Genomic DNA, 23600 nt, shown 5'->3' with positions numbered 1-23600 from the left:
CACATGTTCCGAAACTCTCCCTTCCGGGTGAAATTCGCGCATCCGTCGGACACTTCCCCCGTCCCGTCGATAACGTTGAGTCACGTCCACCCCACCCGTCCCGGAGTACCGGAGCCCACGCTGACCAGCGACACCCATGTCCCCTGCCGGAAACCGGGTTCCACGGACACGCCCGCCGGCCCGGACACCGCCGCTACGGCCGCCGTCGGGCCTCCCGCCCTGCCCGCGCAGCACCAGGGCCCGGCCGCCCCCGGAGCCCTCCGGGGACTCGCCGGATTCAACGCCGCCGCGCCCGCCGAGGCCGAGGCGCTGCTCCTCTCCTGCTGCCACAGTCACCGTTGGGCCGAACGGGTGGCGGCGCACCGCCCGTACCCGACCGTGGCCGCCCTCCTCGCCGCCGCCGACGAGGCCGGGTACGACCTGTCCCGCACCGATCTCGACGAGGCCCTCGCCGCCGAGTCCTCCGCCCTGCCGCACCCGGACGCCCCGCCGGCGGCCCGGACCGCACTGCGGGCCGCCCACGCCGCGTACGAGAGCAGCTTCGGACACGCGTTCGTCATCAGCCTCGACGGGGTGAGCCCCGGGGAGCGGCTCGACCGGGTACTGGCCGGTATCCGGTCACGTCTCGGCAACGAAGCGGAGGAGGAGCGGGTGATCGCCGCCGACGAACTGCGCCGGCTCGCCCGCGCCCGCCTGGCCTTCCGGCTCTCCGAGGCGCTCACACCCCGACACACCGGGCCGTGATTCCGTCCGGAACGCGGCGATTCCGGCCCGCGCGATAGCCCGTCCGTGCCTGTTTGATCACACCGGTGGACCCCGCGCGAGCGAACCGACAAGTCGTCGCTACGATGACCGGGGCCGGTGGACCGTACCCGGCCGGGTCAGACCGACAGAGAAGCCGGCCGACCCTGATCCCCGCTCCCGGAGGGTTTTTCCGTGCCGGCTGGAACGCTGTACCGCGGCCGGGAAGGAATGTGGAGCTGGGTGGCTCATCGAGTCACCGGCGTCCTCATCTTCTTCTTCCTGTTCGTACACGTGCTGGACACCGCTCTCGTCCGCGTCTCCCCCGAGGCGTACGACGAGGTCGTCGCGACCTACAAGACGCCGATCGTCGCTCTTCTGGAGTACGGCCTCGTCGCAGCCATCCTCTTCCACGCGCTGAACGGCCTCCGGGTCATCGCCGTGGACTTCTGGTCCAAGGGCCCGCGCTACCAGAAGCAGATGCTCTGGACCGTCGTGGGCATCTGGGTCGTGCTGATGGCCTTCTCGCTGTACCCGATCCTCGGGCACGCCGCACGTGAACTGTTCGGGAGCTGACGCATATGTCCGCTGACACCTCCACCACCGCGATCGGCCCCGTCGAGGGCGGCGCCCAGTACGACGTGGACAACCCCGCGCCGTTCATCGAGGCCCCCCGCAAGCGCACGGGCAAGACCCCGCGCGCGACCCGGGGCAACTTCGAGATGGCCGCGTGGCTCTTCATGCGCCTCTCGGGCATCGTCCTGGTCGTCCTGGTCCTCGGCCACCTGCTGATCCAGCTCTTCCTCGACGGCGGCGTCTCCAAGATCGGCTTCGCCTTCGTGGCCGGCCGCTGGGCGTCCCCGTTCTGGCAGGTCTGGGACCTGCTGATGCTCTGGCTGGCCATGCTGCACGGCGCCAACGGCCTCCGTACCGTCATCAACGACTACGCGGAGCGGGCCAACACGCGCCTGTGGCTCAAGGGCCTGCTGTACACCGCCACGGTGTTCACCATCCTTCTGGGCACGCTGGTGATCTTCACCTTCGACCCGAACATCCGCTAGGCACGGGGCTGAGGTAATCCACGTCATGAAGATCCACAAGTACGACACCGTCATCGTCGGCGCCGGTGGCGCCGGCATGCGCGCCGCCATCGAGTCGACGAAGCGCAGCCGCACCGCCGTGCTGACGAAGCTCTACCCCACCCGCTCCCACACGGGCGCCGCGCAGGGCGGCATGGCCGCCGCGCTGGCGAACGTGGAGGAGGACAACTGGGAGTGGCACACCTTCGACACGGTCAAGGGCGGTGACTACCTGGTCGACCAGGACGCCGCCGAGATCCTGGCGAAGGAGGCCATCGACGCCGTCCTCGACCTGGAGAAGATGGGCCTGCCGTTCAACCGGACCCCGAACGGCACCATCGACCAGCGCCGCTTCGGCGGCCACTCCCGCAACCACGGCGAGGCCCCGGTCCGCCGGTCCTGCTACGCCGCGGACCGCACCGGCCACATGATCCTCCAGACGCTGTACCAGAACTGCGTCAAGGAGGGCGTGGAGTTCTTCAACGAGTTCTACGTCCTGGACCAGCTGATCACCGAGGTCGACGGCGTCAAGAAGTCCGCCGGCGTCGTCGCGTACGAGCTGGCCACCGGCGAGATCCACGTCTTCCAGGCGAAGGCCGTGATCTACGCGTCCGGCGGCACCGGCAAGTTCTTCAAGGTGACCTCCAACGCCCACACCCTGACCGGTGACGGCCAGGCCGCCTGCTTCCGCCGCGGCCTGCCCCTGGAGGACATGGAGTTCTTCCAGTTCCACCCGACGGGCATCTGGCGCATGGGCATCCTGCTCACGGAGGGCGCCCGCGGTGAGGGCGGCATCCTCCGCAACAAGGACGGCGAGCGCTTCATGGAGAAGTACGCGCCGGTCATGAAGGACCTCGCGTCCCGTGACGTCGTCTCCCGCTCCATCTACACGGAGATCCGCGAGGGCCGCGGCTGCGGTCCCGAGGGCGACCACGTCTACCTGGACCTGACGCACCTCCCGCCGGAGCAGCTCGACGCCAAGCTCCCGGACATCACCGAGTTCGCCCGTACGTACCTCGGCATCGAGCCGTACACGGACCCGATCCCGATCCAGCCCACCGCGCACTACGCCATGGGCGGCATCCCGACGAACGTCGAGGGTGAGGTCCTCAGCGACAACACCACCGTCGTCCCGGGCCTGTACGCGGCCGGCGAGGTCGCCTGCGTGTCGGTGCACGGCGCCAACCGCCTCGGCACCAACTCGCTGCTCGACATCAACGTCTTCGGCAAGCGCTCCGGCATCGCCGCCGCCGAGTACTCCGCCAAGCACGACTTCGTCGAGCTGCCGGAGAACCCGGAGTCCCTCGTCGTCGCGCAGATCGAGAAGCTGCGCAACTCCACGGGCAGCGAGCGGGTCGCCGACCTGCGCCGCGAGCTCCAGGAGACGATGGACGCCAACGTGATGGTGTTCCGCACGGAGCAGACCATCAAGACGGCCGTCGAGAAGATCGCCGAACTGCGCGAGCGCTACGAGAACGTGTCCATCCAGGACAAGGGCAAGCGCTTCAACACGGACCTCCTTGAGGCCGTCGAGCTGGGCAACCTGCTCGAACTGGCCGAGGTCATGGCCGTCTCGGCCCTGGCGCGCAAGGAGTCCCGCGGCGGTCACTACCGCGAGGACTACCCCAACCGCGACGACGTCAACTTCATGCGCCACACCATGGCGTACCGCGAGGTCGGCGAGGACGGCTCCGAGACCGTCCGTCTCGACTACAAGCCGGTCGTCCAGACCCGCTACCAGCCGATGGAGCGTAAGTACTGATGGCTACCCCCGTACTGGACAAGGTGGAGAAGGACTCCGCCGCCTCCCCGTACATCACGGTCACGATGCGGATCCGCCGCTTCAACCCCGAGGTGTCGGACGCGTCGGTCTGGGAGGACTTCCAGATCGAGATCGACCCGAAGGAGCGTGTGCTCGACGCCCTCCACAAGATCAAGTGGGACGTCGACGGCACGCTGACCTTCCGCCGCTCCTGCGCGCACGGCATCTGCGGCTCGGACGCCATGCGGATCAACGGCAAGAACAGGCTCGCCTGCAAGACGCTGATCAAGGACCTCAACCCCGACAAGCCGATCACGGTCGAGGCCATCAAGGGCCTCACGGTCCTCAAGGACCTCGTGGTCGACATGGAGCCCTTCTTCCAGGCGTACCGGGACGTCATGCCGTTCCTGGTCACCAAGGGCAACGAGCCGACGCGCGAGCGCCTGCAGTCCGCCGAGGACCGCGAGCGCTTCGACGACACCACCAAGTGCATCCTGTGCGCCGCGTGCACGTCGTCCTGCCCGGTCTTCTGGAACGACGGCCAGTACTTCGGTCCGGCCGCGATCGTCAACGCGCACCGCTTCATCTTCGACTCGCGTGACGAGGCGGGCGAGCAGCGCCTGGAGATCCTGAACGACAAGGACGGCGTGTGGCGCTGCCGCACGACGTTCAACTGCACGGACGCCTGCCCGCGTGGCATCGAGGTCACGAAGGCGATCCAGGAAGTCAAGCGCGCGCTGATCACGCGCCGCTTCTGACAACCCGTTCGGTGCTTCGGCCCGCTTCTGTACGCTGCGGCGTGCAGGAGCGGGCCTTTTTTCTCACGGAGGACGGGGACAGATGAGCGATCCGAACCCTTACAAGTCGGAGCCGGAGTACGAGTGGGGCCCCGGGCAGCAGGCGGAGACGCCGGGCTACGGCTACCCGCAGTCGCCGGCGTACCAGCCGACGCTTCCCGAGGGCGTGCCGGTGCCGCAGCAGTACCCTCCGGTGGCCCAGGGCGGGGGCCCGGTCCTCGTCCTCGGTGACATCACCGTCGTCGGGGACCAGATCCTCACGCCGGCCGGCGCCATGCCCCTGAAGGGTGCCGTCTGGAACGCGATGGACATGTCGCGGACCGACGAGAAGATCTCCACGACCGGGATCGTGCTGGCCTGCGTCTTCGTCGTGTTCTGCGGTCTCGGCCTGCTGTTCCTGCTGATGAAGGAGCAGAAGACGTCCGGCTTCGTGCAGGTCACGGTGAGCAGCGGGGGCAAGTACCACTCGGCGATGATCCCCGCGATGCGGCCGGACACCATCCACTGGGTGATGGGCCAGCTCAACTACGCGCGGTCGCTCAGCATGTGAGTGCCGGTCAGCCGTGCCAGGGGCGGCGGGTGGCGGGCTCCGTGGACTCCGCCTCGACCATGACCCGGCGCAGCAGGTCGTTGAGGAGGACGCGCTCCTCGGGCGCGAGGACGCCGAGGAGCCGGTACTCCTCGTGACCGAGGACGTCCATCGCGCCGAGCCAGGTCTCGCGGCCCAGGGCGGTGAGCTCGACGACGACCCGGCGCCGGTCGGCCGCGGACGGGGTACGGCGGACGAGGCCCCGCTTCTCCAGGGCGTCGAGACGCCCCGAGACGGAGGCGGGGACCAGGTCGAGGTCCTGGGCGAGTTCGGAGGGGGCGGCGCTGCCGCCACGCCCGGCGATCTTGTGGAGCGTGTCGAACTCGTGCCGCTCCAGAGCGAAGTCGACGAGGGACTGCTCCCTGACCCGGCGGAGGTGCACGGAGAGCTTCTTCATACGGGTGACGGCACCTTCGACCACGGGGTCGAGGCCGGGCAGGACGGGCTGCAGGCGGGCGACGTGCTCGTCGGTCCAGTCGCGCGGGGTGTGCGGCGCGCTGGGGGTGTGCGGCTCGCTCGGGGTATCCGGCTCGCTCGGGGTACGCGGTTCCTCGGGGTGCGCCATGGGGCGATCGTACGTCGGTAGAGGGTGATCCTCCCGAAATGTACGCCGTGGCCGAATCATCCCTCACGTCCGAGCAGCGGGTTCCCACTGCGACTTGAACACGTTCAAAGAGAGGTCTACAGTCATGACTGCCAGCTTTTGAACGCGTTCAAGGGAGGGTGGGGCATGGACCTCACTGTCATCGCGTACATCGTCTACCTGCTGATCAGCGTGGCCCTGACCGTCTGGGTCGCGCGCACACTCAGCCGCAACGGAAGGATCTTCCTCGCGGACGTCCTGCACGGGAACGAGAAGCTCGCCGAGGCGGTCAACCACCTCCTGGTGGTCGGCTTCTACCTCGTCAACTTCGGCTTCGTCGCCCTATACCTGAGCCAGGACGAGGCCGTCCTCGACGCCCGCGCGCTCTTCGAGGCGCTCTCCGTGAAGCTCGGCGTCGTCCTGCTCGTCCTCGGCGTGATGCACCTCGGCAACGTCTACGTCCTCAACAAGATCCGCCGCCGCGGGGTCATGGAGCGCGAACAGGTGCCGCCGGTCGGCCCGCAGGGCTGGACCACCGCACCGAAGAGCGGCCCCTGGGCCCCGCCCGCACCCCAGGGCTGACCCGCCGTGCCGGCCCCGACCCCGCCCCCCGGCCCGGCCCCGACGCCCGGCCCGGCCCCGGCCCCGTACGCCCCGACGATCCCCGTCGGACGTCTGACCGTCCTGTACGACGCCGACTGCCCGCTCTGCGTGCACCTCAGGCACTGGCTGCTGCGCCAGCGGCAGCTCGTACCGCTCGACCTCGTACCGGCCGGATCGCAGGAGGCCGGGCGCCGCTTCCCGGACCTCGACCACACCTCCACCCTGCGGGAGATCACCGTGGTCGGGGACCGGGGCCAGGTCTACCGGGGGGCCTCCGCGTGGATCGTCTGCCTCTGGGCGCTCGCCGACCACCGGCCCAGGGCCCACTGGCTCGCCACCCCCGCCGGGCAGCCCTTCGCCCGGATGACGGTCCTCGCGGCGGCGAAGTGGCGCGAGGCCCTCAAGGGACCGGCCTGCGAGGACGGGCACTGCGAGGCGCCCGGTCCGCCCGGCTAGGCTCGGCCCCGTGAAGGACGTGAAGGAAGAGAAGAAGGCCGACGACAAACCGGCCGACGACAAGAAGGCCCCGAAGAGCGAGCAGACCCGCACGCTCATCCTGGAGACCGCGCTCCGGCTGTTCAGGGAGCGCGGTTACGACAAGACGACGATGCGGGCCATCGCCCAGGAGGCCGGGGTCTCCGTCGGCAACGCGTACTACTACTTCTCGTCCAAGGAACACCTCGTCCAGGGCTTCTACGACCGGATCGCCGAGGAGCACCAGGCGGCCGTCGAACCCCTCCTGACCGGTGGCGAGAAGGACCTGACGGCCCGGATCCGGGGGGTCTACCTCGGCTGGCTCGACATCGCGGAGCCGTACCACGAGTTCGCCGCCCAGTTCTTCAAGAACGCGGCCGACCCCGACAGCCCCCTCAGCCCCTTCTCACCCGAGTCGGAGAGCCCGCGCGAGGCGGCGATCGAGGTCCACCGGAGGGTCATCTCCGGCGCCTCGGTGAAGGTCGACCCGGAACTGGCCGAGGCGCTCCCGCAGTTGCTGTGGCTCCAGCAGATGGGCCTGGTGCTGTTCTGGGTGTACGACCGCTCGGAGGGCGCGGCCAACAGCCGCCGGCTGGTGGAACGGCTCGCGCCGGTCACCGCCCGGGCGATCTCGCTCTCCCGCTTCCGCATCCTGCGCCCGCTCGTCAAGGAGACGCACGAGCTGCTCTCGGACTTCATGCCGACGGCGGCCGGGATGGCGGCCTCGGGGAAGCCCAAGAAGAGGGCCGCCGAACCGAAGCCGCCGAAGACCTCGTAGGACGGGCCCGGTCAGGGCCGTCCTGGAGCCCGACCAGGACGGCCGGGTCACGCCTGCTTCGATGCGAGCTGGACGAGGGTGATGTCGGACGGCGCACCGACCCGCACCGGGGGTCCCCAGGCGCCCGCGCCCCGGGAGACGTACAGCTGGGTGTCCCCGTACCGTTCGAGCCCCGCGACGGTCGGGTTGGCCAGTTCGGCGAGGTAGTTGCCGGGCCAGAGCTGGCCGCCGTGGGTGTGGCCGGACAGCTGGAGGTCGACGCCGTGGCGTACGGCGTCGTGGACGACGACCGGCTGGTGCGCGAGGAGGACGGCGGCGCGGGCCCGGTCGCGGTCACCGAGGGCGCGTACGAAGTCGGGGCCCTGGCCCTCGCTCTCCCCCGCGATGTCGTCGACGCCCGCGAGGTCGAAGCCGGCCGCGATCTCCACGCGCTCGTTGCGCAGCGGGCGCAGGCCGAGTTCGCGGACGTGGTCGACCCAGGCGTCGGCGCCCGAGAAGTACTCGTGGTTGCCGGTCACGAAGAACGAGCCGTGGCGGGCGCGGAGCCGGGCGAGCGGCTCGGCGGCGGGGCCGAGGTTCTCGACGGTGCCGTCGACGAGGTCGCCGACGACCGCGATCAGATCGGGCTGGGTGGAGTTGATCGCGTCGACGATGCGCTGGGTGTGGGCGCGGCCCAGGATCGGCCCGAGGTGGATGTCGGACACGACGGCGATCCGGTAGCCGTGCGCGGCGCGCGGCACCTTGGCGAGGGGGACGGTGACCCGCTTGATCCGGGGGCCGCGCAGCACGCCGTACGTGCCGTAGCCGACGGTCCCGACGGCAGCCGCGGCTGCGGCGCCACCGACGACCCGGGAGACGAAGAGGCGCCGGGAGACGTCGGTGGGGGCGGCGGGGGCGGTCGGGGGCGCGGGCGCGGGGGCCGGGGAGTCCGTCGCGGGGGGCTCCACGGGCGCGGAGGGCCCCGCGGCGGCGGGTACGGGCTCAGGGACCGGCGCGGGCGCCGCCGCGGTGGCCGGTACCGCCGCCTTCGCGTCCTTGCGGGCGAGCCAGGCGCGCAGGAGCGGGCGTACGGCCTCCCCGACGACCAGGGCCAGGGTCACGTACAGGAGCAGGGCGAGCCACAGGAAGCCCGGCCAGGCGACCACCTGCTGGAGCCGGAAGGGCGCTCCGGCGCGGGCGGAGCCGAGGGCCGCGAACGAGAGCAGGGGCAGCACCACGGCGGCGGCCGTGCCCAGACGGCGCGGCAGGCTGCCGCGCCTCGTGACATCGCGCACCAGGCGCCGCCACACGTACCAGTGGACCGCGCCGAGCAGCGCGAGGACCACGACCATGACCAGTAGGAAGACGACCACGCCCCGAAACCCCTCTTCTAACCGTTCGCACGACGCGCGGCACGCACGCCACGCAACCCGAGCACCCCGATCACCGTCCCCAGGACAAAGGACGTGACGGCAAGCAGCAGATGAACCCAGAAGTAGGCCGTCGGGGCGCCCGCGTCGTCGAAGGCGAGGCCGCTCCCGTCGTTCCAGAGGTTCTTGATGAAGGTGATCCAGATGAACCAGCTCCACACCCCGAACGCGAGCAGGAACCAGGAGACGCGGCGGCTGAGCTTCATGACCCCAGTATCACCGCGTGCCCCGCGGCCCCCGCGTCCGGGTGGACGAGCGGTGGTGGAGAGCCAGCCGGGGTTCGGATCGTCATCGCGTACCTGTACGTTCACGACCGTGTCTGCTTCGAAGAAGGCCGCCTGGGCGGTCGCCGCTGCTGTGCTTCTGCCGCTCGTCACCGCCGTGCCCGCCCACGCGGCCCCGGAGCCCGGGAAGGACAAGCAGCCCAAGCCCCCCGCCGCGATGTCCTCGCTCGGCGGCCCCCTGCTCGGCAACCCCGGCACCCAGGTGAAGCTGGGTCCCGGCGCCCCCGTCCTGCCGAAGGAGCTCTCCGGCCGGTCCTGGATCGTCGCGGACGCGGAGAACGGCGACGTCCTCGCCGCGCACAACGCGCACTGGCCGCTCGCCCCGGCCTCCACCCTCAAGATGCTCTTCGCGGACACGCTCCTTGAGAAGTTCCCCAAGACGCAGAACCACCTCGTCACCACCACCGACCTGGCCGGGATAGGAGCGGGTTCCAGCCTCGTCGGCATCAAGGAGAAGCAGACCTACAGCGTCCACGACCTGTGGCTCGGCGTGTTCCTCCGCTCGGGCAACGACGCCGTGCACGTCCTGACGAACATGAACAACGGGCTCCGCCAGACCGTGAAGGACATGAACGACCACGCGGACGAGCTCCAGGCGCTCGACACCCACGTGGTCTCCCCGGACGGTTACGACGCCCCGGGCCAGGTCTCCTCCGCGTACGACCTGACACTCATCGCCCGCAACGGCATGAAGAAGCCGGCCTTCCGCGAGTACGCGGCCACGCCCCGGGCCGTCTTCCCCGGCGAGCAGAAGCCGGGGAAGAAGCGCGAGACCTTCGAGATCCAGAACACCAACCGGCTGCTCACGGGTGACTTCGGCGTCGCCCCGTACCAGGGCATCGCCGGGGTCAAGAACGGCAGCACCACGCACGCGGGTGCCACCTTCACGGGGGTCGCGGAGCGGGGCGGCAAGGTGCTGCTCGTCACCGTCATGAACCCGTCGTCGAAGGAGCAGCACGCCGTCTACCGCGAGACCGCCCGGCTGCTCGACTGGGGCTTCGCCGCGGCCGGGAAGGTGACCCCGGTCGGTGAACTGGTGCCGCCCCTGTCCGCGAAGACGGGCACGGCCGCCCCGGGCGAGAGTGCGACGGCCGCCCCCGACGGGAACGCCACCGCGCCGGGGGACACCATCCAGGCGGGGGCCACGGAGAAGTCCGGCGGCATCGGGATCGCGCTCGCCGTGGCGGGCGGGGTGTTCCTGTTCCTCGCCGGGGGCATCTTCCTGGTCAACCGCCGCTGGCCGCTGGCTGCTTCGGCGGGGCTGCGTCGGCCTCGGGAGCAGTCTCCCGACGTGAATCCGTAGCGGTCCAGGCGGCGCAGAACAGCAGCAGCTTCGCGGTGAAGTTGATCCAGAGCATCAGGGCGACCGGCACGCCGAACGCCCCGTACATCGACTTCGCCGCGACGCCCCGCATGTAGCCGCCGAGCAGCAGTTTGAGCAGCTCGAAGCCGACCGCCCCCATGAGCGCCGCCATGAGGAGGGCGCGCCGGGGCGGCTGTACGCCGGGCAGCAGGGTGAGGACGTACAGCAGGATCAGGAAGTCGGCGGCGACGGCGACGAGGACGGCCGCTCCCTGGAGGAGGACGCCGCCCGCGCCCTCGCCGGAGACCCCGACCCGGTCGGCGCTCCAGCCGACGGCGGTGGAGCCGAGCCAGGACGCGGCGAGCGAGCCGAGGGCGACGCCGCCGAGGCCGAGCAGGACGAGCGCGTCCTTGCCCTTGAGCAGCACCGGGTTGCCCTCGTCCTCGTCGTCGAGCTTCCACACCGCGCGCAGGCAGTCCCGCATGGAGCCGATCCAGCCGATGCCGGTGACGAGCAGGACGGCGCCGGCGACGAGGCCGACGGTGCCGGCGTTGGCGACGAGCCCGCCGATGTCGAGCTGTTCGGAGATGCCGGGGACCTGGTCGCCGATCTTCTCCTCGATCCGGTCGAGCTGCCGGTCGGAGAGGAGCGCGGCGCCGATCGCGGCGGCCACGGTGATCAGCGGGAAGAGGGCCAGGAAGGAGAGGAAGGTGATCGCGGCGGCGAGCCGGCTCCAGTGGACCTCGTCGAGGGTCTCGTACGCGCGCCAGGCGTGGGTCTTCATGAGGCGGGCGACCCACGGGCCGATGACGGGGAGCTTGGTCAGCCAGTCCATTCCGTACCCCTACCCCCGATTCGCGCGCTCCTGAGGATGCTGCTCGGGGATGTTTTCCCGACTCTCCTTTAATCACCCATTTCGACGAACCGCTCTGCAATACCGGCATAAGCGACAGAGGCGGCTATACGGTCACCTTCATGGCTGTCGAGACCCACGTCCTTGACGACGACTGCGTAGAGCTCAGCGGCTGGGGGCGCACCGCCCCGACCCTCGCGCGCGTGCACCGGCCCCGCGGCGAGGCCGAGGTGGCCGAGGCCGTGCGCGCCTGCGGGGCGCGCGGCTCGATCGCCCGCGGCCTCGGCCGCGCGTACGGGGACGCCGCCCAGAACGCCGGCGGCACCGTCCTCGACATGACCGGCCTCGACCGGATCCTGGGCGTCGACGCCACCGCCGGTGTCGTCGTCTGCGAGGCGGGCGTCAGCCTGCACCGGCTGATGGCGGCGCTGCTGCCGCTGGGCTGGTTCGTGCCGGTGGCCCCCGCGACCCGGTACGTCACCGTCGGCGGCGCCGTCGCGGCCGACGTCCACGGCGCGAACCACCAGGCCGCAGGCTCCTTCGGCCGTCACGTGACCGCGCTCCGGCTCCTCACCCCCGACGGCGGGATCCGGACCGTGCTGCCCGGCACCCCGCTCTTCGACGCCACCACCGGCGGCATGGGCCTGACCGGAGTGATCCTCTCCGTCACCCTGCGGCTGCTGCCCGTCGAGACCTCGCTGATGTACGTGGACACCGAGCGCGCCCGCGACCTCGACGACCTGCTGGACCGGCTCGCCACCGGCGACCACCGGTACCGCTACTCCCTCGCCCGGATCGACCTGCTCGCCCGGGGCGCCGCCACCGGCCGTGCCGTCCTCACGCGCGGCGACCACGCCCCGTACGACGCGCTGCCCCGTCGGCACCGGGCCCGCCGCGCGCCGCTCGCCTTCCGGCCGGTCCGGCTGCCCGCCCCGCCCGCGTACGTCCCCGGCGGGCTGCTCGGCCGTACCGCCGCGGGGCTGCTCAACGAGCTGCGGTACCGCGGGGCGGCCCGGGAGAGCACCGGCCGGCTCCAGCCGCTCAGCGCCTTCTTCTTTCACCCTGTCGACGGCGTCCGGCACGGAAACCGGCTCCACGCGCGCGCGGGCTTCCTCCCGTACCAGGGCGTCGTCCCGTACCGGTGTGTCGTGCCGTACCGGTGTGTCGTGCCGTACCGGTGTGTCGTGCCGTACGGGCAGGAGGAGGCGCTGCGGAGGGTGGTCCGGCGGATCGCGGACCGCGGCTGCCCCTCCTTCCGCGCCGTCCTCAGGCGTTTCGGCGCGGGCGACCCGGGCTGGCTGTCGTTCCCGCTCCCCGGCTGGGGGCTCTCCCTCGACCTGCCCGCCGGGCTCCCCGGGCTCGGGGCCTTCCTCGACGCGCTCGACGAGGAGGTCGCGGGCGCGGGCGGCCGGATCCAGCTCGCCGAGGACTCCCGGGTGCGGCCGGAGACGCTCGCCGCGATGTACCCCCGGCTCGACGAGTTCCGGGCGCTGCGCGCCGCACTCGACCCCCGGTCCGTCCTCACCTCGGACCTCTCCCGCCGCCTCGGTCTCTAGGAGCTTCCATGAAGGACGCCTTCGGTGCCCCGCAGTCCCTGCTCGTCCTCGGCGGCACCTCCGAGATCGGGCTCGCCACCGCCCGCCGGCTGATCGCGCGGCGTACCCGTACCGTCTGGCTCGCCGGCCGCCCCTCCCCCGCCCTGACCGCCGCCGCGGACTCGCTGCGCGCGCTCGGCGCGGACGTGCGGACCGTCCCCTTCGACGCGCTCGACACCGAGTCGCACGAGGAACGGCTCGGGAAGGTCTTCACCGAGGGCGACATCGACATGGTGCTGCTCGCCTTCGGAGTCCTCGGCGACCAGGCGCGGGACGAGTCCGACCCGGTCGCCGCCGTCCGCGTCGCCCAGACCAACTACACCGGCGCGGTCTCGGCCGGTCTGGTGTGCGCGGGCGCGCTCCAGGCGCAGGGACACGGCTCGCTCGTGGTGCTCTCCTCGGTGGCGGGGGAACGGGCCCGCCGCGCCGACTTCATCTACGGCTCGTCGAAGGCCGGCCTCGACGCCTTCGCCCAGGGCCTCGGGGACGCGCTGCACGGCACCGGTGTGCACGTCATGGTCGTACGGCCCGGGTTCGTACGTTCGAAGATGACGGCCGGGCTCGCGGAGGCGCCCCTGGCGACCACGCCGGAGGCGGTCGCGGGCGCGATCGAGCTGGGCCTGCGGCGGCGCTCGGAGACGGTGTGGGTGCCGGGGACGCTGCGGATGGTGATGGCGGCGGTACGGCACGTGCCGAGGCCGCTGTTCCGGCGGCTGCCGGTGTGAGAGGCGGTGCGGCGGGGCGGGTCCGGTGCGCGAGGCCGGGCGGGGCCGGGGCCGGTCAGGCGCTGGGGACCGTCTTGATCGTCGGCGTGTCGATCGGGCTGCCGCACTGCGTCGGGACGGCCGAGACCGGGCGGCCGCTGCCGAACATGTAGTCGTACAGCTTCCGCCAGACCCCGTCCGGGCCCTGCTCGTACAGCGCGAAGGAGCGGCAGGTCCACGCCGCCTCGTATCCGGCGAGCTCCTCGAACGCCCGGTCCATCCCCTCCTCGGAGATGCCGTGCGCCACGGTGACGTGCGGGTGGTACGGGAACTGGAGCTCGCGCACCAGCGGCCCCGTCTCGTCCCGGATCTGGTGCTGGAGCCGGTGGCAGAGGGAGACGCCCTCCTGCACCTTCACGTAGACGACCGGGGAGAGCGGTCGGAAGGTCCCGGTGCCCTTCAGGCGCACCGGGAAGGGCTGGTGGTCGGCGGCGACACCGGCGAGGTGCGCCTCGATCTCCGGCAGCCGCTCCTCCGCGACCTCGGTCGGCGGGACGAGCGTGACGTGCGTGGGGATGCCGTACGCGGCCGGGTCCCCGAAGCCGGCGCGCCGCTCCTGGAGCAGGCTGCCGTAGGGCTCCGGGACCGCGATCGAAACGCCGAGCGTTACGGTCCCCACGTCGTTCTCCTCCGTCATCCGTCGACTTGTGTGCGGTGGTCCAGCCGCCAGTGTGCGGCCTGGACCACCCTTGTGGCCAGGGTCCTCCGCCTCAGTGCTTGGCGGGCAGGAAACCCATCCGCTCGTACGTCTGCGCCAGCGTCTCCGCCGCGACCGCGCGCGCCTTCTCCGCTCCCTTGGCCAGGACAGAGTCCAGCGTCTCGGGGTCGTCCAGATATTCCTGGGTGCGGGCCCGGAAGGGAGTGACGAAGTCCACCATGACCTCGGCGAGATCCGTCTTCAGCGCGCCGTACATCTTGCCCTCGTAGCTCTTCACCAGGTCCTCGACGGACGTGGAGGTGAGCGTGGACATGATCGTGAGCAGGTTGGAGACGCCCGCCTTGTTCTCCGGGTCGAAGCGGATCACCGTGTCGGTGTCGGTGACCGCGCTCTTGACCTTCTTCGCGGTGGCCTTCGGCTCGTCCAGGAGGTTGATGAGGCCCTTCGGCGTGGACGCCGACTTGCTCATCTTGACCGCCGGGTCCTGGAGGTCGTAGATCTTCGCCGTCTCCTTGAGGATGTACGGCTTGGGGATCGTGAAGGTCGCGCCGAAGCGGCCGTTGAAGCGCTCCGCGAGGTCGCGGGTGAGCTCGATGTGCTGGCGCTGGTCCTCGCCGACCGGGACCTCGTTGGCCTGGTAGAGCAGGATGTCCGCGACCTGGAGGATCGGGTACGTGAAGAGTCCGACGGTGGCGCGGTCGGCGCCCTGCTTCGCGGACTTGTCCTTGAACTGGGTCATGCGGGAGGCCTCGCCGAAGCCGGTGAGGCAGTTCATGACCCAGCCGAGCTGTGCGTGCTCGGGGACGTGGCTCTGGACGAAGAGGGTGCAGCGCTCCGGGTCGAGGCCGGCGGCCAGCAGCTGGGCGGCGGCGAGCCGGGTGTTGGCGCGCAGCTCGGCGGGGTCCTGCGGGACCGTGATCGCGTGCAGGTCGACGACCATGTAGAACGCGTCGTGGGTCTCCTGCAGGGCGACCCACTGGCGGACGGCGCCGAGGTAGTTGCCGAGGTGGAACGAGCCTGCGGTGGGCTGGATTCCGGAGAGCACACGGGGACTGTCAGAGGCCATGCACATCATTCTCTCAGGTGTGGGAACCGATCCCGGACTGCCGGTGTATCAAGAGTGTGAGGACGCGGGAGGGGGGCCTGGTCGACGACGAGGCCGCGGTGATCGCTCGGGTACGCGCCGGAGAGCCGGAGGCGTACGCGGCGCTGGTCCGCGCGCACACGGCGGTCGCGCTGAGAGCGGCCGTGGCGTGCGGTGCGGGCGCGGAGGCCGAGGACGTGGTGCAGCAGGCCTTCTTCAAGGCGTACCGCTCCCTCGGGCGGTTCCAGGAGGGAGCGGCTTTCCGGCCGTGGCTGTTGCGGATCGTGGTCAATGAGACCAGGAACACAGTGCGGGCGGCGGGTCGGCAGCGGGCCGTCGCCGACCGGGAGGCGGACCTGCTCGGGGGCGAGCCGCGGATACCGGAGTCGGCGGACCCGGCGGTGGCGGCCGAGGAGCGGGAGCGGAGCCGGCGGCTCCTCGACGCCCTCGACGGGCTCACCGAGGCCCACCGGCAGGTGGTGATCCACCGCTATCTCCTGGAGCTGGACGAGACGGAGACGGCCCAGGCGCTCGGCTGGCCGAAGGGGACGGTGAAGTCCCGGCTGAGCCGGGCGCTGAAGAAGCTGGGACTGGTGCTGGACGGAGACCGGGAAGGAGGTGGGGGGCGTGGCTGACGAGCGGCGGCCGGGTGAACTGCCGGACGAACTACGGGAGCTCGGGCGGCGGCTGCGGGTGCCTGACGTGGACGGCGAGACGATGGCCGAGCGGGTGCTCGCGCAGCTCCTCGCCGAGCGGGTGCCGACGCCGGCGCCCGTGCCCGCGCCCGTTCCGGTACGGAGCCGGTGGGCGTCGGTGCGGGGGTGGGCGCGCGAGCGGTGGCGGGCGCTGGTCGCGGGCCTGACCGGGGTGTTGGTCGTCCTGGTGCTCACCCCGCCGGTTCGGGCGGCGGTGGCGGACTGGTTCGGCTTCGGCGGGGTCACCGTGCGGTACGACCCGGAGGGGCACCCTGCCCCGGCCGGTGGCGCGGTGCCGGGATGCGCGGATCCGGTGCCGTTGGCGGACGCGGGGCGCCAGGCGGGCTTCGAGCCGCTGATACCGAGGGCGCTCGGCGCTCCGGACGCGGTCGCGGTGACGGGGTCGGCCGAGCGGGGCCGGGCGGTGATCAGCCTGTGCTGGCGCGACGGGGGGCGGACGGTCCGGCTCGACGAGTTCCCGGCCCGGCTGGACATCGGCTTCGCCAAGCAGGTCAGGACGCGGCCGGAGTGGGTCGACCTGCCGGACGGCGCGCAGGGCTACTGGTTCGCGGCCCCGCATCTCCTGACGGTCCCGATGACGGACGGGGCGGGCGCGGCCTGGACGCACGAGGTCCGCACGGCGGGCCCCACGCTCCTCTGGACGAGGAGCGGGGGCGCGCTCACCTTCCGGCTCGAAGGCATACCGGACCGCGAGGAGGCCCGCCGGGCGGCGGAGTCGGTGGGCGGATAGGTCCTGGCGGTCAGGTCTGGGCGGTCAGGTCTGGGCGGTCAGGTCCCCGGGGCCGTCAGACGGGGAGGCCCGGGGCCGGGTGGGCGGCCATCAGGTCGGCGACCTCGGCGCGGACCGTGCGGAGGGCGCCCTCGTCGCCCGTGCCGGCCGCCGTGACGCCGCGGTCGATCCAGTCGGCGACCTGGTCCATGTGCTCCGGGGTGAGGCCGCGGGAGGTGAGGGAGGGGGTGCCGATGCGGATGCCGGAGGGGTCGAAGGGCTTCCGGGGGTCGTAGGGGACGGTGTTGTAGTTGACGACGATGCCGGCCCGGTCGAGGGCCTTCGCGGCGATCTTGCCCGGGACCTGCTTGGGGGTCAGGTCCATCAGGATCAGATGGTTGTCGGTGCCGCCGGAGACCAGGTCGAAGCCGCGGGCGAGGAGCGCCTCGGCGAGGGCCCTGGCGTTGGCGACGACGGCGTGGGCGTAGGCGCGGAAGGAGGGCTGGGAGGCCTCGCGGAGGGCGACGGCGATGGCGGCGGTGGTCTGGTTGTGGGGGCCGCCCTGGAGGCCGGGGAAGACGGCCTTGTCGAGCGCCTTGGCGTGCTCCTCGCGGGACATGAGCATGGCGCCGCGCGGGCCGCGCAGGGTCTTGTGGGTGGTCGTGGAGATCACGTCCACGTGCGGGACCGGGGACGGGTGGGCGCCGCCGGCGATGAGGCCGGCGATGTGGGCGACGTCGGCGACGAGCACGGCACCGGCCTCACGGGCGATCTCGCCGAAGGCGGCGAAGTCGATCGTGCGGGGCAGCGCGGTGCCGCCGCAGAAGATCACCTTGGGGCGTTCCTTGAGGGCCAGTTCCCGGACCTGGTCGAAGTCGACGAGGCCGGTGTCCTGGCGGACGCCGTACTGGACGCCGCGGAACCACTTGCCGGTGGCGGAGACGCCCCAGCCGTGGGTGAGGTGGCCGCCCATCGGCAGGGCCATGCCCATGACGGTGTCGCCGGGCTCGGCGAAGGCGAGGTAGACGGCGAGGTTGGCCGGGGAGCCGGAGTAGGGCTGGACGTTGGCGTGCTCGACGCCGAAGACGGCCTTGGCGCGCTCGACGGCGAGGGCCTCGACCTGGTCGATGATCTGCTGGCCCTCGTAGTAGCGGCGGCCGGGGTAGCCCTCGCTGTACTTGTTCTGGAGGACGGTGCCGGAGGCTTCGAGGACGGCGGCGGAGACGTAGTTCTCGCTGGGGATGAGACGCAGGGTCTCGGCCTGGAGCCGTTCCTCGGCGCCGACGAGGTCGGCGAGCTCGGGGTCGGCGGCGGCGAGTGCGGGATGCTGCGGGGTGTTCATGCGGGGATCCTCCGGGCGTCGGTGGGTCCCGGGGCACTGTGCGAGAGGCGCGGCGCCACGCGGGACTTCGGTCCCGTGACGCCCAGGCGGGCGGCGTCCCGTGTGGTCTGCCGCACACGGCTCCCCCGGGGTCGTTTCCCCGTGCGCCAGTCGCCGTGCGTGTTTTCAGAGTAGCGGGCGCGCCGCGCGCGAGGTTTCCCCGCCCATCATCCGAGCGACGATAGAAACAGGGGGCCACACCCCTTCGGCGGGTCCATCCCGCGAGCCGCAGGACGAACGGAGATCCCGTGTCGGGCACACAAGACGCGATCGCTTCGGCGGAGGCGCACAGCGCTCACAACTACCACCCCCTGCCGGTCGTCGTCGCTTCGGCGGACGGCGCCTGGATGACCGATGTCGAGGGGCGCCGCTACCTCGACCTGCTCGCCGGGTACTCGGCGCTCAACTTCGGGCACGGCAACCGGCGTCTGATCGACGCGGCGAAGGCCCAGCTGGAGCGGGTGACGCTGACCTCGCGCGCCTTCCACCACGACCGGTTCGCCGACTTCTGCACCCAACTCGCCGAGTTGTGCGGCAAGGAGGCGGTGCTGCCGATGAACACCGGCGCGGAGGCGGTCGAGACGGCCGTGAAGACCGCCAGGAAGTGGGGGTACGAGGTGAAGGGCGTGCCGGACGGGCACGCGAAGATCGTGGTCGCGGCGAACAACTTCCACGGCAGGACGACGACGATCGTCAGCTTCTCCACGGACCACGAGGCCCGGGACCACTACGGCCCGTACACGCCGGGCTTCGAGATCGTGCCGTACGGGGATCTGACGGCGATGGAGGCGGCGGTCACCGAGAACACGGTGGCCGTGCTGATCGAACCGATCCAGGGCGAGGCGGGGGTCCTGGTCCCGCCGGCCGGCTACCTGGCGGGGGTGCGGGAGCTGACGCGCCGGCGGAACGTGCTGTTCGTGGCGGACGAGATCCAGTCGGGCCTCGGCCGGACGGGGAGGACGTTCGCGTGCGAGCACGAGGGCGTGGTGCCGGACGTGTACGTCTTGGGGAAGGCGCTGGGCGGCGGGGTGGTGCCGGTGTCGGCGGTGGTCGCCGACCGCGACGTGCTGGGCGTGTTCCGGCCGGGTGAGCACGGGTCGACGTTCGGCGGGAACCCGCTGGCGTGCGCGGTGGCCCTCGAGGTGATCGCGATGCTGCGGTCGGGTGAGTACCAGGAGCGGGCGGCGGAGCTGGGCGAGCATCTCCACGCGGAGCTGGGGCTGCTCGTGGGCGGCGGGGCGGTGGAGGCGGTGCGCGGGCGCGGGCTGTGGGCCGGGGTGGACATCACGCCGTCGCGGGGTACGGGCCGGGAGATCTCGGAGAAGCTGATGGAGCGGGGTGTCCTGGTGAAGGACACCCATGGTTCGACGATCCGGATCGCGCCGCCCCTGGTGATCTCGAAGGAGGACCTGGACTGGGGTCTGGAGCAGCTGAGGGGCGTGTTGTCGGACTGAGGCCGGGCCGGGCCCCGAGGACCGCGTCCTGGGGCCGGGCCCCGAGGGCGGGGCGGTCAGAGGATCACGTGCGGGAGGAAGCGGGCGTACTCGTCGGTGACGAGGCCCGACGACTCCCGTATGCCGAGTCCCGCCGCCTCGTTCTCGACGACCCACGCGCCGAGCACCACCCGGTTGCCGTCGAAGTCGGGCAGCGGGGCCAGCTCCTGGTAGCAGCAGGGCTCCCCGTCCCGTACGAACGGCTCCGTGCCGGTCTCGTGGAGGGTGACGCCCGCGCCCTCGCGGCCGAGCAGCGGCTTGGCCACCCAGCCGGTGGTCGAGGCTAGTTCGCGCGGTCCGTCGAGGTAGGCGGGCAGCAGGTTCGGGTGGCCCGGGTACAGCTCCCACAGGATGGCGAGGAGTGCCTTGTTGGAGAGCAGCATCTTCCAGGCGGGCTCGATCCAGCAGGTCGTGCCGGTGCCGCCGCCGTTGTCGAGGGTGTCCAGGACGTGCCGGCCGAAGCGGTCGGTGGTCAGCCACTCCCACGGGTAGAGCTTGAAGCAGCTGCGGATGAAGCGGAGCCGGTCGTCCACGAAGCGGCGCGAGAGCCGGTCCCAGCCGATCCGTTCGACGGAGAGCGCCTCGGTGTCGAGGCCGGCCTGCTGGGCGGTCTCGCGCAGGTACGCGACCGTCATCAGGTCCTCGCCGAGTTCGTCGCCGTCGGAGTGGACGAAGTGGACGGGGCCCGGCGGCAGCAGCGACGCCTGCCGCTTCCAGGCGTCGACGAGCCGTTCGTGGAGGGAGTTCCACTGGTCGGCGCCGGGGAACCGCTCCTCCATCCAGAACCACTGCGGGCTCGCGGCCTCCACGAGCGAGGTGGGGGTGTCCGCGTTGTACTCCAGCATCTTCGCCGGGCCCGTACCGTCGTAGTGCAGGTCGAACCGCCCGTAGAGGGACGGCAGTTCGGCGCGGCGGCGCCAGGACTCGGCGACCCGGGCGACCAGCTTCGGATCGGTGATCCCGAGCTCGGCGAACCGTTCCCGCTCGACGATGTGCGCGGCCGCCGCCAGGCTCATGGCGTGCAGCTCCTCGACGACCTCTTCGAGGGCCTCGACCTCGGGCAGGGTGAAGGAGTAGTACGCGCTCTCGTCCCAGTACGGGCGGAGCGAGCCGTCCGGGTAGCGGGTCAGCGGGTAGACGAGCCCCTGCTCCTCCACCGTCTCCTGCCAGCCGGGCCGGGGTTCGATGGTGTGCCGTTCCATGTGCCGGGCCCTCTCAGCCGCCGCCGGAACCGGAGCAGCCGAAGCCGCCGGTGTCCACGGCCTTCTTGTCGAAGCTGCCGCCGCTCACGCGGTTGTCGCGGAGGGATCCGCCGTAGTAGTACGAGCCCCGGTGGGTCGCGCCGTCGTCGTCATCGCCGCCACCGCCGCTCTCGCACTCGTAGCGGGGCAGCTCCTCCCGGGTCAGCGGGTCCACGCACCGCCGGTCCGGCTCGGAGCCGCACGCGGTGATCGTCGCCGCGAGCACGCCCATCCCGCCGAGCACCACCGTGCTCGACCTCAGCCTGCGCATGTCCGTCGCCCTCCCCTTCGCGGTCGCGACCGCCACGGTCCCGACCTCCACGCTCACGCTTGTCGCGTTCACGTCTGCCGCGACCGCACAGTGTAGGCCGGTGGTTTCCGGCCGCACGCCCTAGAGTCGTTTCGTGCTGCTCGGGATGATTTGCGCGCTCGCCTCGTCCGTCTGTTTCGGCGCGGCCTCGGTCCTCCAGGCAATGGCGGCCCGCGCCGCGACACCGGGGACCGGCGGCGGCGTCGACGTCGCGCTGCTGTGGCGGGCGCTGCGGCAGTGGCGGTACGTCGCCGGTCTCGGCCTCGACGGTCTGGGTTTCGCCCTGGAGGTCGTCGCCCTGCGGACGCTGCCCATCTACGCGGTGGGCGCGGCCCTCGCCGCGAGCCTGGCGGTCACTGCGGTCGTCGCCTCCCGGCTGCTTCCGGTGCGGCTGAGCCGGGTGGAGTGGACGGCCGTGGCCGTGGTCTGCGCCGGGCTCGCCCTGCTCGCCCTCGCCTCGGGCGAGGAGGGCCACCGGGACGGCTCGGAGGCGCTCCGGTGGGCACTGCTCGCGACCGCGTTCGGCGTGCTGCTGCTCGGCGTGGTGGGCGGCCGGCTGCCGGACCGGCCGCGCTCGCTGGTCCTCGGCCTGGGCGCTGGCTTCGGTTTCGGGGTGGTGGAGGTGGGGGTGCGGCTGTTCGACGGCATCGACTTCACCGACCCGGTCCTGTACGCCCTGCTCGTCGGCGGCGGCGCGGCGTTCCTCCTCCTGACCTCGGCGCTCCAGCGGGGCTCGGTGACCACGGCGACGGCGGGCATGGTGCTCGGCGAGACGATCGGACCGGCGGTGGTCGGGGTGGTCTGGCTCGGGGACCGCACGCGGGAAGGATTCGGCTGGCTCGCGGTCGCCGGCTTCGCCGTGGCGGTGGCCGGCTCCCTGGCCCTGGCCCGCTTCGGGGAGGCCCCTGAGGCGGACCTCGGTACGCGTCCCACGGACCCGGCACACCCCGAGGCCTCCTGACAGCACTTCAGGGCAGCACCCGGCAGAGGCTCTGGAGGGCGCCGTTCCAGGCGCTGTCGGGAGGGGTGGCGTAGCCGACGACGAGGCCGTCCAGGGTCGGGGGGACCGTGGGGCGGCGGAACTGGTTGACGCCCTGGACGGCGAGGCCGTGCCAGGCGGCGGACCGCAGGACGGCCTGTTCGGTGCCGGGCGGCAGGGCGAGGACCGCGTGGAGACCGGCCGCGATCCCGCTGACCCTGGTGTCGGGCGAGTGCGCGGCCACCGCCGCCACCAACTGGTCGCGGCGGCGCCGGTAGCGCAGCCGCATCGCCCGTACGTGCCGGTCGTACGCCCCCGAGCGCAGGAACTCCGCGAACGCCAGCTGGTCCGGCGCGCTCGACGTCCAATCCACGGCCCCCTTCGTCGCCGCCACCTCGCCGGCCAGGCTCTCCGGCAGCACCATCCAGGCGAGCCGCAGCCCGGGGGCGAGGGACTTGCTCGCGGTGCCGAAGTAGACGACCCGTTCGGGGTCGAGGCCCTGGAGCGCGCCGACCGGCTGTCTGTCGTAGCGGAACTCCCCGTCGTAGTCGTCCTCCAGGACGAAGCCGCCGGACGCCCGCGCCCAGTCGACGACGGCCGCCCGCCGGTCGGGGGGCAGGGCGCCGCCCAGCGGGAACTGGTGGGCGGCCGTCATGAGGACGGCCCCGGCGGAGGCGAGCGCCCCCCGCTCGTCCACCCTGGTGCCGCGTTCGTCGAAGGGGAGGACCGGGGTCCCGAGGCCCGCCCCGGTGAGGAGACCGGCGTGGAGGCCGAGCCCGTACGACTCGACCGCCACGTTCCGTACGCCCCGGTTCCGCAGCACCTGGCCGATCAGCATCAGGCCGTGCACGAAGCCCGCGCAGATGACGATCCGTTCGGGCCGGGCGTGCACGCCCCGCGCACGGGAGAGGTACTCGGCGAGGGCGGTGCGCAGTTCGATCCGGCCGCGCGCGTCGCCGTACCCGAAGGCCTCGTTCGGGGCGTCGGTGAGCGCCCGCCGGTACGCCTTGAGCCACTCGGCGCGCGGGAAGGACGCGAGGTCGGGGGTGCCCGCCCGCAGGTTGTGCGCGGGCGCGGCGGGCCGGGACAGGGAGAGCACGGGCGAGGAGACGGGGGGCGGGCGCACCGCCGTACGGGGCTCGGCGCGGCGGGCCACCACGGTGCCGGAGCCCTGCCGGGCGGTCAGCCAGCCCTCGGCGACCAGTTCGGCGTAGGCGTCGGCGACGGTGTTGCGGGCCATTCCGAGGTCGGCGGCGAGCGTACGGGACGACGGCAGCCGGGTGCCGGCCTCAAGACGCCCGGTGCGCACCGCCTCCCGCAGGGCGTCCATGAGACCGGCCCGCAGGCGCGGACCCCGGAGTTCCAGGTGCAGGTCGGCCCCGAAAGTGGCCCACTCGTTTGCCATGGAAATGGAC

26 protein-coding genes and 1 riboswitch are annotated in these 23600 nt (G+C 72.0%); of the genes, 16 read left to right on the top strand and 10 right to left on the bottom strand.

The window, feature by feature from the left end; all coding sequences use genetic code 11:
• The first annotated feature begins 75 nt into the window (after positions 1-75).
• The 6 genes from ABT034_RS11225 (at position 76) to ABT034_RS11200 (ending at position 4929) form a co-directional block, all read left to right on the top strand.
• Entirely contained in the window at positions 76-744 is a 669-nt protein-coding gene (locus tag ABT034_RS11225; RefSeq protein WP_351213639.1) for a 2-oxo-4-hydroxy-4-carboxy-5-ureidoimidazoline decarboxylase, read from the top strand.
• Between the two features lie 192 nt (positions 745-936).
• A complete protein-coding gene (gene sdhC, locus ABT034_RS11220) occupies positions 937-1317 on the top strand; it encodes a succinate dehydrogenase, cytochrome b556 subunit (RefSeq protein WP_078623754.1) in 381 nt (126 codons plus the stop codon).
• A 5-nt stretch (positions 1318-1322) separates the two neighbouring features.
• Positions 1323-1802 carry a succinate dehydrogenase hydrophobic membrane anchor subunit gene (locus tag ABT034_RS11215; RefSeq protein WP_351213637.1) on the top strand — a complete coding sequence of 160 codons (480 nt, stop codon included), beginning with the start codon at positions 1323-1325 and terminating at the stop codon, positions 1800-1802.
• 25 nt (positions 1803-1827) lie between these two features.
• Positions 1828-3582 carry a succinate dehydrogenase flavoprotein subunit gene (gene sdhA, locus ABT034_RS11210; RefSeq protein WP_351213635.1) on the top strand — a complete coding sequence of 585 codons (1755 nt, stop codon included), beginning with the start codon at positions 1828-1830 and terminating at the stop codon, positions 3580-3582.
• Positions 3582-4340 carry a succinate dehydrogenase iron-sulfur subunit gene (locus tag ABT034_RS11205; RefSeq protein ID WP_351213633.1) on the top strand — a complete coding sequence of 253 codons (759 nt, stop codon included), beginning with the start codon at positions 3582-3584 and terminating at the stop codon, positions 4338-4340. Before sdhA ends, ABT034_RS11205 begins: the two co-directional genes overlap by 1 nt.
• An 82-nt stretch (positions 4341-4422) precedes the next feature.
• Positions 4423-4929, top strand: a complete 507-nt coding sequence (locus tag ABT034_RS11200; protein ID WP_351213631.1) for a hypothetical protein — start codon at positions 4423-4425, stop codon at positions 4927-4929.
• 7 nt (positions 4930-4936) lie between these two features.
• On the opposite strand, the gene ABT034_RS11195 is transcribed toward ABT034_RS11200, so the two are convergent.
• Complete coding sequence (locus ABT034_RS11195; protein ID WP_351213629.1) at positions 4937-5533, bottom strand: MarR family winged helix-turn-helix transcriptional regulator; 597 nt, start codon at positions 5531-5533, stop codon at positions 4937-4939.
• Positions 5534-5698: 165 nt separating this feature from the next.
• Between ABT034_RS11195 and ABT034_RS11190 the strand changes: the two genes are divergently transcribed.
• From ABT034_RS11190 to ABT034_RS11180, 3 genes are read left to right on the top strand one after another with little or no spacing between them, the layout of a single operon-like run.
• Positions 5699-6133: a hypothetical protein gene (locus tag ABT034_RS11190; protein WP_351213627.1), complete on the top strand. Its 435-nt coding sequence runs from the start codon at positions 5699-5701 to the stop codon at positions 6131-6133.
• Between the two features lie 6 nt (positions 6134-6139).
• On the top strand, positions 6140-6610 hold the full coding sequence (locus ABT034_RS11185) for a thiol-disulfide oxidoreductase DCC family protein (RefSeq protein WP_502972871.1): 471 nt from the start codon (positions 6140-6142) through the stop codon (positions 6608-6610).
• A gap of 10 nt (positions 6611-6620) precedes the next feature.
• Entirely contained in the window at positions 6621-7406 is a 786-nt protein-coding gene (locus tag ABT034_RS11180; RefSeq protein ID WP_351213625.1) for a TetR/AcrR family transcriptional regulator, read from the top strand.
• 47 nt (positions 7407-7453) lie between these two features.
• On the opposite strand, the gene ABT034_RS11175 is transcribed toward ABT034_RS11180, so the two are convergent.
• Both ABT034_RS11175 and ABT034_RS11170 read right to left on the bottom strand, forming a co-directional pair.
• The gene (locus ABT034_RS11175) at positions 7454-8758 is read right to left on the bottom strand and encodes a metallophosphoesterase (RefSeq protein WP_351213623.1); all 1305 of its coding nucleotides are present in this window, start codon (positions 8756-8758) and stop codon (positions 7454-7456) included.
• Positions 8759-8775: 17 nt separating this feature from the next.
• Entirely contained in the window at positions 8776-9021 is a 246-nt protein-coding gene (locus ABT034_RS11170; protein WP_351213621.1) for an SCO4848 family membrane protein, read from the bottom strand.
• Between the two features lie 109 nt (positions 9022-9130).
• Here ABT034_RS11170 and ABT034_RS11165 point away from each other — a divergent pair, with 109 nt between their 5' ends.
• The gene (locus ABT034_RS11165) at positions 9131-10402 is read left to right on the top strand and encodes a D-alanyl-D-alanine carboxypeptidase family protein (protein ID WP_351213619.1); all 1272 of its coding nucleotides are present in this window, start codon (positions 9131-9133) and stop codon (positions 10400-10402) included.
• Here ABT034_RS11165 and ABT034_RS11160 read toward each other — a convergent pair.
• Positions 10326-11237: a YihY/virulence factor BrkB family protein gene (locus ABT034_RS11160; RefSeq protein ID WP_351213617.1), complete on the bottom strand. Its 912-nt coding sequence runs from the start codon at positions 11235-11237 to the stop codon at positions 10326-10328. The genes ABT034_RS11165 and ABT034_RS11160 overlap by 77 nt on opposite strands.
• A 140-nt stretch (positions 11238-11377) precedes the next feature.
• On the opposite strand from ABT034_RS11160, the gene ABT034_RS11155 reads away from it, so the two are divergent.
• Positions 11378-12811 (top strand): FAD-binding oxidoreductase, encoded by a 1434-nt coding sequence (locus tag ABT034_RS11155; RefSeq protein WP_351213615.1) that lies wholly within the window; start codon positions 11378-11380, stop codon positions 12809-12811.
• Positions 12812-12819: 8 nt separating this feature from the next.
• On the top strand, positions 12820-13575 hold the full coding sequence (dprE2, locus tag ABT034_RS11150) for a decaprenylphospho-beta-D-erythro-pentofuranosid-2-ulose 2-reductase (RefSeq protein ID WP_351213613.1): 756 nt from the start codon (positions 12820-12822) through the stop codon (positions 13573-13575).
• 55 nt (positions 13576-13630) lie between these two features.
• Here the strand turns inward: dprE2 and ABT034_RS11145 are convergent, their stop codons facing one another.
• Both ABT034_RS11145 and trpS read right to left on the bottom strand, forming a co-directional pair.
• Complete coding sequence (locus ABT034_RS11145) at positions 13631-14233, bottom strand: 2'-5' RNA ligase family protein (RefSeq protein ID WP_351213611.1); 603 nt, start codon at positions 14231-14233, stop codon at positions 13631-13633.
• Between the two features lie 91 nt (positions 14234-14324).
• The gene (gene trpS / locus ABT034_RS11140; protein ID WP_351213609.1) at positions 14325-15338 is read right to left on the bottom strand and encodes a tryptophan--tRNA ligase; all 1014 of its coding nucleotides are present in this window, start codon (positions 15336-15338) and stop codon (positions 14325-14327) included.
• Between the two features lie 56 nt (positions 15339-15394).
• Between trpS and ABT034_RS11135 the strand changes: the two genes are divergently transcribed.
• Entirely contained in the window at positions 15395-15991 is a 597-nt protein-coding gene (locus ABT034_RS11135; RefSeq protein WP_351213607.1) for an RNA polymerase sigma factor, read from the top strand.
• Positions 15984-16802, top strand: a complete 819-nt coding sequence (locus ABT034_RS11130) for a hypothetical protein (protein ID WP_351213605.1) — start codon at positions 15984-15986, stop codon at positions 16800-16802. Before ABT034_RS11135 ends, ABT034_RS11130 begins: the two co-directional genes overlap by 8 nt.
• A gap of 55 nt (positions 16803-16857) precedes the next feature.
• Here the strand turns inward: ABT034_RS11130 and glyA are convergent, their stop codons facing one another.
• Positions 16858-18123: a serine hydroxymethyltransferase gene (gene glyA, locus ABT034_RS11125; RefSeq protein ID WP_351213603.1), complete on the bottom strand. Its 1266-nt coding sequence runs from the start codon at positions 18121-18123 to the stop codon at positions 16858-16860.
• A gap of 73 nt (positions 18124-18196) precedes the next feature.
• Positions 18197-18287, bottom strand: a riboswitch (ZMP/ZTP riboswitch).
• A gap of 123 nt (positions 18288-18410) precedes the next feature.
• Between glyA and rocD the strand changes: the two genes are divergently transcribed.
• Complete coding sequence (rocD, locus tag ABT034_RS11120) at positions 18411-19616, top strand: ornithine--oxo-acid transaminase (protein WP_351213601.1); 1206 nt, start codon at positions 18411-18413, stop codon at positions 19614-19616.
• Between the two features lie 56 nt (positions 19617-19672).
• Here the strand turns inward: rocD and ABT034_RS11115 are convergent, their stop codons facing one another.
• Together ABT034_RS11115 and ABT034_RS11110 are read right to left on the bottom strand one after the other, a co-directional pair.
• Positions 19673-20857, bottom strand: coding sequence for a glutathionylspermidine synthase family protein (locus tag ABT034_RS11115; protein ID WP_351213599.1), 1185 nt, complete (start codon positions 20855-20857; stop codon positions 19673-19675).
• Positions 20858-20870: 13 nt separating this feature from the next.
• Complete coding sequence (locus ABT034_RS11110; RefSeq protein ID WP_351213598.1) at positions 20871-21167, bottom strand: hypothetical protein; 297 nt, start codon at positions 21165-21167, stop codon at positions 20871-20873.
• Between the two features lie 145 nt (positions 21168-21312).
• Between ABT034_RS11110 and ABT034_RS11105 the strand changes: the two genes are divergently transcribed.
• Positions 21313-22167, top strand: coding sequence for a hypothetical protein (locus ABT034_RS11105; protein WP_351213762.1), 855 nt, complete (start codon positions 21313-21315; stop codon positions 22165-22167).
• Positions 22168-22174: 7 nt separating this feature from the next.
• Here ABT034_RS11105 and pdxR read toward each other — a convergent pair whose 3' ends face one another.
• Entirely contained in the window at positions 22175-23590 is a 1416-nt protein-coding gene (gene pdxR, locus ABT034_RS11100) for a MocR-like pyridoxine biosynthesis transcription factor PdxR (protein ID WP_351213596.1), read from the bottom strand.
• Positions 23591-23600 lie beyond the last annotated feature (10 nt).

Origin of the sequence: Streptomyces sp. NPDC002773 (genome assembly GCF_040295605.1) — a bacterium.
Lineage (GTDB): Bacteria > Actinomycetota > Actinomycetes > Streptomycetales > Streptomycetaceae > Streptomyces.
The sequence above is the reverse complement of the archived record's forward strand: the minus strand, read 5'-3'. Positions and strand labels throughout refer to the sequence as shown.